The sequence below is a fragment of the Xanthobacter sp. BG11Y11_SDJG genome (assembly GCF_057364445.1).
On record NZ_JBNFNU010000193.1, the window covers coordinates 1 to 7,703 of the forward strand.

The window sequence follows — 7,703 nt, forward strand, 5'->3', positions numbered from 1 at the left end:
GCCGCATGGGCCATGCGGGCGCCATCATCTCCGGCGGCAAGGGCGGCGCCGAGGACAAGATCGCCGCCATGGAGGCCGCGGGCATCCGCGTGTCGCCCTCCCCGGCGCGCCTCGGCAAGACACTCGTCGAGGTGCTCAAGGGCTGAGGTATGCCCCGTGCCCCGGACCAGCGACGGCGCCAGCCGGAGCGCCGATCCGGGACCCAGGGGAAAGTTCGGCGAAACCGGCACTTGCTTCGACAGGAACAGCCGCATTCGGCGAAGCGCTGCGCCGGAATAACCGCCGTCATCCCCCGGCTTGTCCGGGGGATTCACTCTTCCACCGGCACGCTCCTGTCTCCCAAGGCGGCTTTGGCGGTGCCGTGGATGCCCCGGACAAGCCGGGGCATGACGCGGAGAGCGAGAAACCGGCGCCCACAAACCACCCAGAGGAAACACCCATGACCACCTGGCTGCGCTTTTCCCACCAGGGCGCGACGCAGATCGGCACGCTCGACGGCGACACCATCGCCGTTCACGACGGCTGCATGTTCACCGGCGCGACGCCCACCGGCGCCACCCTCGCGCTCGCCGATGTGACGCTGGAGGCGCCGTGCGTGCCGTCCAAGATCGTCGCGCTCTGGAACAACTTCCACGACCTCGCCGCCAAGCTGAAGGTGGCCGAGCCGGCCGAGCCGCTGTGGCTGCTGAAGGCCACCACCTCGGTCTCCGCGCCCGGCGCGGTGGTGCGCAAGCCCGCGACCTATGACGGCAAGACCGTTTATGAGGGCGAACTCGGCATCGTCATCGGCCGCACCCTCGCCGATGCCTCGGAGGACGAGGCCGCGGCCGGCATCTTCGGCTATACGGTGGTCAACGACATCACCGCCGCCGATATCCTCAACCGCGACCCCACTTTCCCGCAGTGGGCGCGCGCCAAGGGGGTGGACGGCTACGGCCCGTTCGGCCCATGGATCGTCACCGGCTTCGACCCCGCCGCGGCGCGGGTGCGCACCATCCTCAACGGGCAGGAGCGGCAGAACTATCCGCTCGCCGACATGATCTTCCCGCCGGCGCGGCTGGTGGCGATGCTCTCGCGCGAGATGACGCTGAACCCCGGCGACCTCATCGCCTGCGGCACCTCCGTGGGCGTGGGCTCCATGAAGGAGCCCACCAACACCATCGAGGTCGAGATCGACGGCATCGGCCGCCTCACCAACACCTTCGTGCAGTGAGGCGGAGGGCGGTCAGGACCTGACCGCCCGCACGCCCCAGATGAGGATGCAGGCGCCGACGAAGCCGGCGAACAGATAGCCGAGCCAGCCGCCGAAGCTGACGCCCACGAGGCCGAACAGGAAGCTCGCCACCGCGGCGCCGATGATGCCGAGCAGGATGTTCATGAAGAGGCCGGTGTCGCTTTTCATGAACATGGAGGCGAACCACCCGGCAAAGCCACCGATGATGATGGCGGCGATCCAACCCACTTGCGCTTCTTCCATGGTGTTCCTCTGCTGCTGGCGCCCGTGACGGGGCTGCGCAGGGGAAACGACGCAGGCCCGCAACGGTTCCGGTCACGCTCGCGTCTTTGCCGGGCACGCAGCAAAAAAGGCCGCCCGAAGGCGGCCTTTTCGCAGAGGTAGGGTGCGCCGCGCTTACTTCTTCAGCGCCGCCTGCGCCGCCGCGAGGCGGGCGATCGGCACGCGGAAGGGCGAGCAGGACACGTAGTCGAGCCCCACCTCGTGGCAGAACGTCACCGAGGCCGGGTCGCCGCCATGCTCGCCGCAGATACCGAGCTTGATGTCGGGACGCGACTTGCGGCCGCGCTCGACGCCGATCTTCACCAGTTCGCCCACGCCGTCCACGTCGATGGAGACGAAGGGGTCCACCTCCAGGATGCCCTTCTGGACGTAGGGGCCGAGGAAGGTACCGGCATCGTCGCGCGAGACGCCGAAGCAGGTCTGGGTCAAATCGTTGGTGCCGAAGGAGAAGAATTCGGCGCCCTGGGCGATCTCCTCGGCCCGCAGCGCGGCGCGGGGCAGCTCGATCATGGTGCCCACCTGGAAGGTGAGGGTGGCGCCGGTCTCCTTTTCCACCGCCGCGGCGGTGTCGCGGATCACCTTGTCGACGATGTCGAACTCCGCCTTGGTGGCGATGAGCGGCACCATCACCTCGGGCACCACCATCTCGCCGGTCTTCTTGGCGGCGATCACCGCCGCCTCGAAGATGGCGCGGGCCTGCATCTCGGCGATCTCGGGGAAGGCGATGGCGATGCGGCATCCACGGAAGCCGAGCATCGGGTTCACCTCGTGGAGGTCCTTGTAGCGCCGCTCCACCCGCTCGATGTCCACGCCGAGGCTGTTCGCCACCTCCGCCGTCTCCTCCGGCGTGTGCGGCAGGAATTCGTGCAGCGGCGGGTCGAGCAAGCGGATGGTGACCGGCAGGCCCTTCATGATCTCGAACAGCTCGACGAAGTCGTCGCGCTGCATGGGCAGGAGCTTGGCCAGCGCCGAGCGGCGGCCGGCCTCGTCGTCGGCGAGGATCATCTCGCGCACGGCGAGGATGCGGCCGGCGTCGAAGAACATGTGTTCGGTGCGCGACAGGCCGATGCCCTCGGCGCCGAACGAACGGGCCATGCGGGCATCCGTCGGGGTCTCGGCATTGGCGCGGACCTTGAGCTTGCGGACTTTGTCGGCCCAGCCCATGAGGGTCGCGAACTCGCCCGACAGCTCCGGCTGGAGCATGGGCACCTCGCCCTTCAGCACCTGGCCGGTGCCGCCGTCGATGGTGATGGTGTCGCCCTTCTTGAAGGTCTCGCCCGCCACCGTGAGCGTCTGCGCCTTGTAGTCGATGCGCAGCGCGCCGGCGCCGGAGACGCAGGGCTTGCCCATGCCGCGCGCCACCACGGCGGCGTGCGAGGTCATGCCGCCGCGCGAGGTGAGGATGCCCTGGGCGGCGTGCATGCCGTGGATGTCCTCGGGGCTCGTCTCCACGCGCACCAGGATGACCTTGAGGCCCTTCTCCTTCATGGCCTCGGCCTCGTCGGCGGAGAACACGATGGCGCCCGCCGCCGCGCCGGGCGAGGCGGGCAGGCCGGTGGCGATCACCTTGCGCTCGGCCTTGGGATCGATGGCGGGGTGCAGCAGCTGGTCGAGGGCGGCGGGATCCACCCGGCCGACCGCTTCCTGCTCGCTGATGAGGCCCTCGCGCGCCAGCTCAACGGCGATGCGCAGCGCCGCCTTGGCGGTGCGCTTGCCGGAGCGGGTCTGGAGCATCCAGAGCTTGCCCTTCTCGACCGTGAACTCGAGGTCCTGCATGTCGCGATAGTGGTTCTCGAGCGCGTTGGAGATGCGCTCGAACTCCTTGAAGGCCTCCGGCAGGGCGGACTCCATGGAGGGCTTGTCGGAGCCGGCTTCCTTGCGCGCCTTCTCGGTGAGGTCCTGCGGGGTGCGGATCCCCGCCACCACGTCCTCGCCCTGGGCGTTCACCAGGAACTCGCCATAGAGCGCCTTCTCGCCGGTGGAGGGGTTGCGGGTGAAGGCGACGCCGGTGGCCGAGGTCTCGCCCATGTTGCCGAACACCATGGACTGCACGTTCACCGCCGTGCCCCAGCTCTCCGGAATGGCATGCAGGCGGCGATAGGTGATGGCGCGGGCGTTCATCCAGGAGCCGAACACGGCGCCGATGGCGCCCCACAGCTGCTCGTGCGGGTCCTGCGGGAAGGGCTTGCCGAGCTCGGCCTGAACCTTCTTCTTGTACTCCACCACCAGCGCGGCCCAGTCGTCGGCGCCGAGGTCGGTGTCGAGGGTGAAGCCGTTCTGGAGCTTGTAGTGCTCCAGGATCTCCTCGAAATGGTGGTGCTCCACGCCCAGAACCACGTCGGAATACATGGTGATGAAGCGCCGGTAGCTGTCATAGGCGAAGCGCCGGTCGGCGAGCTTGGCCACCGCTTCCACGGTCTCGTCGTTGAGGCCGAGATTGAGCACGGTGTCCATCATGCCCGGCATCGAGGCGCGGGCGCCTGAGCGCACCGAGACCAGCAGCGGGTTGGCGGCATCCCCGAACGACTTGCCGGCGAGCCGGCCGACCTCGGCCAGCGCCTTCTCCACGTCGCCCTTCAGCTCGGCGGGATAGGTCTCGCCGTGGGCGTAATAATAGGTGCACACCTCGGTGGTGATGGTGAAGCCGGGCGGCACGGGCAAACCGAGGTTGGACATCTCGGCGAGGTTCGCGCCCTTGCCGCCGAGAAGGTTCTTCATGTCGGCTTTGCCCTCGGCCTTGCCATCGCCGAAGGTGTAGACCCATTTCGTCATGTGCTGGTCCCTTTGAAGGGTGGGGCAGGTCGCGATGGGCCGATGGTTTAGCTCGCAGCGCAGCATGCATCAACTGGAGGAAGGAATCTCCTTTTGGCCGGATGCGCGGCATCGCGGCGCGCAGGGGGCCGGATTCGAACTGCCGCAACGGAAGATTGGAAGATTGAATGCGGCGCGGCCCGGCGCGGCTTCGGGATTCGCGCCAACCGTCATCCCCCGCCTTGTGCGGGGGATTCACTCAGCGGCCGGGCGTGCGCCCGGCACTTCGCGCCGCCCGGCGCGGGCCGGTGGATGCCCCGACGCGCCGGGGCATGACGGTGAGGAGGAGCCGGGCGCTGAAATCCCTCACTGCCGTCATGCTCCGACTTGATCGGAGCATCCACGCCACGTTCCTTGCAGGGCGCCCGGCCGCAGCATGGGCCCTCCGATCAAGTCGGAGGGCGACGGCGGTGAGTGGGGCGAGGGCGGCGAAGGCGGTCGGCGGCGGCAGAACGCAACGCTCCGGCGCATCGCAAAATGCCGTGCCGCCTCAGCGGATGATGCCCGAAAGCCCCACCACGATCAGGTACACCGCGACGATGATGTTGAGCAGGCGCGGGAAGAGCAGGATCAGGATTCCCGCCACCAGCGCCACCCAAGGCTGAACCAGCACCAGATTGATGGACATGACGTGCTCTTCCCGTGGTTCGGCGGCAAACGCCGGGGCGGGTTCGCCGCATGCGGCCAGCAAGTCACAGCCGCGCCCCGCCCGCAACCGCGGAGCGGCCGGCGGCGCCGGCCGTCCCCAGCCACGACGCGCGCGGCATAACCTGCGTTCCTTCACGCTGCTGTGACGGCGCGCGCGTTGCGCGGGCGCGGGGAGGCGCCACAATCGCCTGACGTTCCGACACCCTGCCGCACAGGACGCCGCGCCCCATGCGACCCTTCGCTTCCTCTGGCGGCTGCCGGCCGCCCCGCTTTCGGCGCTGGCGCTGGCCGGCGCCATGCTCGCCTTCGGTTCGACCGGCACCGCGGCGCAGCCGGAGAAGTGCCCGCGCATGGTGGCGGAGACCGCGCCGCTGCGCTTCGCCGCCTCGGACCCGACCGGCGTGCGCGCCTCCGTGCTGCGGGTGGCCGAGGCCTCGGGCAATGTGCGCCTGTCCTTCATCGGCCACGCCACGTTTCTGATCGAGAGCCCGGCGGGCGTGACCATCGCCACCGACTACAACGACTATGTGCGCCCGGCCATCGTGCCCCAGGTCGTCACCATGAACCGGGCGCACGACACCCACTACACCGACTTCCCCGACCCCGGGATCGCCCACGTGCTGCGCGGCTGGAACCCGACGGCGGGGCGGCGAACCACGAGCTGACGCTGGACGACGTGTGGATCCGCAACGTGCCGACCAACATCCGCCGCGGCTCCGGCACGCTCTATGACGGCAATTCCATGTTCGTGTTCGAGGTGGCCGGCGTGTGCATCGCCCATCTCGGCCATCTGCACCACCTGCTGACGCCGGAGCACATCGAGGCGCTGGGGCGCATCGACGTGGTGCTGGCGCCGGTGGACGGCTCCTACACGCTGGATCTGGAGGGCATGGTGGAGGTGCTGAAGGAGATCGGCGCGCCGCTGGTCATCCCCATGCATTACTTCAGCACCTGGGGACTGGACCGCTTCCTCACCCGGCTCGGCCAGGGCTACAAGATCGAGCGCTCGGCCGAGCCGGTGGTGCTGCTCTCGCGCGAGAGCCTGCCGAAGGAACCCACCATCCTCGTGTTGCCGGGGAGATGAGGCGGCGGTCGGCGGCCGCGGTCAGTGCTTGTCCGCGGTGAGCTTGTCCGACCAGGCGAGCAGCAGGCTCGATCCCACGAACACGCCATGGATGATGACCAGCCACATCAGCGTGTTCTCGCTCATGTGACCCTTGTCCAGGTTCATGAAGGCCTTGAGCAGCTGGATGGCGGAGATGGCGACGATGGACGCCAGGAGCTTCTGCTTGAGGCCGGTGAAGTCCACCCGCGTCATCCATTCCGGCCAGTCGGGATGGCCGGCGGGGTCGATCTTGGAGACGAAGTTCTCGTAGCCGGAGAAGATCACGATCACCACGAGGTTGCAGGTCAAGGTGAGGTCCACCAAGGCCAGGATGCCGAGGATGACGTCGCTCTCGGTGGCGGAGACCGCGTGCAGCACGAAGTGCAGGAGTTCGTGGCCGAACTTGAACAACAGCACCAGCATGGCCACGACCAGGCCGACATAGAAGGGCGCCAGAATCCACCGGCTGCGGAACAGCACCGCTTCGATCGCACGCTCGATCATCGCCCCCCACTCCGAAGCCCGCGCGCGGCGCATGATGCGCCGCACCCCTCGCCGAAGGGGTGCCATGACGCGCGCCGGACGGCAAGCGGGACCGCGCGCCGCATGGGCCGCCCGCAAGGCGGCAGCGGTAGGCCGCGGCGGCGCCGGCCGCCGGCTACTCCTTCACGGCTCCGGTCATGGACGAGACGTAGTAGTCCACGAAGAAGGAATAGAGGATCACCACCGGCAGCGAGCCGATCAGCGCGCCGGCCATGAGCGAGCCCCACTCATAGACGTCCGAGCGCACCAGCTCGGTGAGCACGCCCACCGGCACGGTCTTGTTCTCCGACGACTGGATGAAGGTGAGGGCGTAGATGAACTCGTTCCACGACAGGGTGAACGAGAAGATGCCGGCCGAGATCAGCCCCGGCACGGAGAGCGGCAGCAGCACCTTGATCAGGATCTGCCAGCGCGAGGCGCCGTCCACCAGCGCGCACTCCTCCAGCTCGAACGGGATCGAGCGGAAATAGCCCATCAGCAGCCAGGTGGAGAACGGCACGAGGAAGGTGGGATAGGTGAGGATCAGCGCCAGCTTGGTGTCGTAGATGCCGATGCCGAACACCATGATGGCGAGCGGGATGAACAGGATCGACGGCGGCACCAGATAGGCGAGGAAGATGCCGAGCCCGACCCAGCGCGAGCCGTGGAAGCGCAGGCGCTCGATGGCATAGGCGGCGAACACCGAGGTGACCAGCGAGATGAAGGTCGCCGCCACCGAGATGAAGATCGTGTTCCACAGCCAGGCCGGATAGGAGGTCTCGAACAGCAGATACTTGATGTGGTCGAGCGTCGGCTCCACCACCCAAAGCGGCGAGAAGTTGTTGTAGTCGGTCAGCTGGAAGTTCGGCTTCACCGCCGTGATCGCCATCCAGTAGAACGGGAACAGCAGCACGAAGACGAAGATCAGCAGCGGCAGGAACACCGTCACGATCCGGCGCGGCAGGCTGTCCAGATAGCTCATGCCGGTGGAATTGTCGGTGAGGTGGTCGGTGGTCGACTGGCTCATCGGGCGATCCTCGGGACGCTCTCCCCTCTCCCCTTGCGGGAGAGGGGCCGGGGGTGGAGGGGGAGGGGAGGGTC

At 68.1% G+C, this 7,703-nt stretch carries 8 protein-coding genes and 1 pseudogene; 4 read left to right on the forward strand and 5 right to left on the reverse strand.

Annotation, left to right across the window (positions count from 1 at the left end):
• Window positions 1-146 (forward strand): annotated as a pseudogene (locus AC2W7M_RS15355) (succinate--CoA ligase subunit alpha); the annotation flags it as partial.
• Between the two features lie 293 nt (window positions 147-439).
• Window positions 440-1,213 (forward strand): fumarylacetoacetate hydrolase family protein, encoded by a 774-nt coding sequence (locus AC2W7M_RS15360; RefSeq protein WP_486133101.1) that lies wholly within the window; start codon window positions 440-442, stop codon window positions 1,211-1,213.
• 12 nt (window positions 1,214-1,225) lie between these two features.
• On the opposite strand, the gene AC2W7M_RS15365 is transcribed toward AC2W7M_RS15360, so the two are convergent.
• From AC2W7M_RS15365 to AC2W7M_RS15375, 3 genes are all read right to left on the reverse strand, one after another.
• A complete protein-coding gene (locus tag AC2W7M_RS15365; RefSeq protein WP_486133102.1) occupies window positions 1,226-1,477 on the reverse strand; it encodes a GlsB/YeaQ/YmgE family stress response membrane protein in 252 nt (83 codons plus the stop codon).
• Between the two features lie 153 nt (window positions 1,478-1,630).
• Window positions 1,631-4,288, reverse strand: coding sequence for a pyruvate, phosphate dikinase (gene ppdK, locus AC2W7M_RS15370; protein ID WP_486133103.1), 2,658 nt, complete (start codon window positions 4,286-4,288; stop codon window positions 1,631-1,633).
• A 529-nt stretch (window positions 4,289-4,817) separates the two neighbouring features.
• Window positions 4,818-4,955, reverse strand: coding sequence for a DUF3096 domain-containing protein (locus AC2W7M_RS15375; RefSeq protein WP_121625865.1), 138 nt, complete (start codon window positions 4,953-4,955; stop codon window positions 4,818-4,820).
• 316 nt (window positions 4,956-5,271) lie between these two features.
• Between AC2W7M_RS15375 and AC2W7M_RS15380 the strand changes: the two genes are divergently transcribed.
• Complete coding sequence (locus AC2W7M_RS15380; RefSeq protein WP_486133104.1) at window positions 5,272-5,640, forward strand: MBL fold metallo-hydrolase; 369 nt, start codon at window positions 5,272-5,274, stop codon at window positions 5,638-5,640.
• 26 nt (window positions 5,641-5,666) lie between these two features.
• The gene (locus AC2W7M_RS15385; protein ID WP_486133105.1) at window positions 5,667-6,059 is read left to right on the forward strand and encodes an MBL fold metallo-hydrolase; all 393 of its coding nucleotides are present in this window, start codon (window positions 5,667-5,669) and stop codon (window positions 6,057-6,059) included.
• A gap of 21 nt (window positions 6,060-6,080) precedes the next feature.
• Here AC2W7M_RS15385 and AC2W7M_RS15390 read toward each other — a convergent pair whose 3' ends face one another.
• Window positions 6,081-6,584: a TIGR00645 family protein gene (locus AC2W7M_RS15390; protein WP_486133106.1), complete on the reverse strand. Its 504-nt coding sequence runs from the start codon at window positions 6,582-6,584 to the stop codon at window positions 6,081-6,083.
• 154 nt (window positions 6,585-6,738) lie between these two features.
• Window positions 6,739-7,629, reverse strand: coding sequence for a carbohydrate ABC transporter permease (locus tag AC2W7M_RS15395; RefSeq protein ID WP_486133107.1), 891 nt, complete (start codon window positions 7,627-7,629; stop codon window positions 6,739-6,741).
• Between the last annotated feature and the right edge of the window lie 74 nt (window positions 7,630-7,703).

Bases quoted from the DNA above. Each gene is read 5' to 3' on its own strand.
- AC2W7M_RS15360 (WP_486133101.1), top strand. From the start codon at position 440: ATGACCACCTGGCTGCGCTTTTCCCACCAGGGCGCGACGCAGATCGGC.
- AC2W7M_RS15365 (WP_486133102.1), bottom strand. From the start codon at position 1,477: ATGGAAGAAGCGCAAGTGGGTTGGATCGCCGCCATCATCATCGGTGGC.
- AC2W7M_RS15380 (WP_486133104.1), top strand. From the start codon at position 5,272: ATGCTCGCCTTCGGTTCGACCGGCACCGCGGCGCAGCCGGAGAAGTGC.
- AC2W7M_RS15395 (WP_486133107.1), bottom strand. From the start codon at position 7,629: ATGAGCCAGTCGACCACCGACCACCTCACCGACAATTCCACCGGCATG.
- AC2W7M_RS15375 (WP_121625865.1), bottom strand. From the start codon at position 4,955: ATGTCCATCAATCTGGTGCTGGTTCAGCCTTGGGTGGCGCTGGTGGCG.
- AC2W7M_RS15390 (WP_486133106.1), bottom strand. From the start codon at position 6,584: ATGATCGAGCGTGCGATCGAAGCGGTGCTGTTCCGCAGCCGGTGGATT.
- ppdK (WP_486133103.1), bottom strand. From the start codon at position 4,288: ATGACGAAATGGGTCTACACCTTCGGCGATGGCAAGGCCGAGGGCAAA.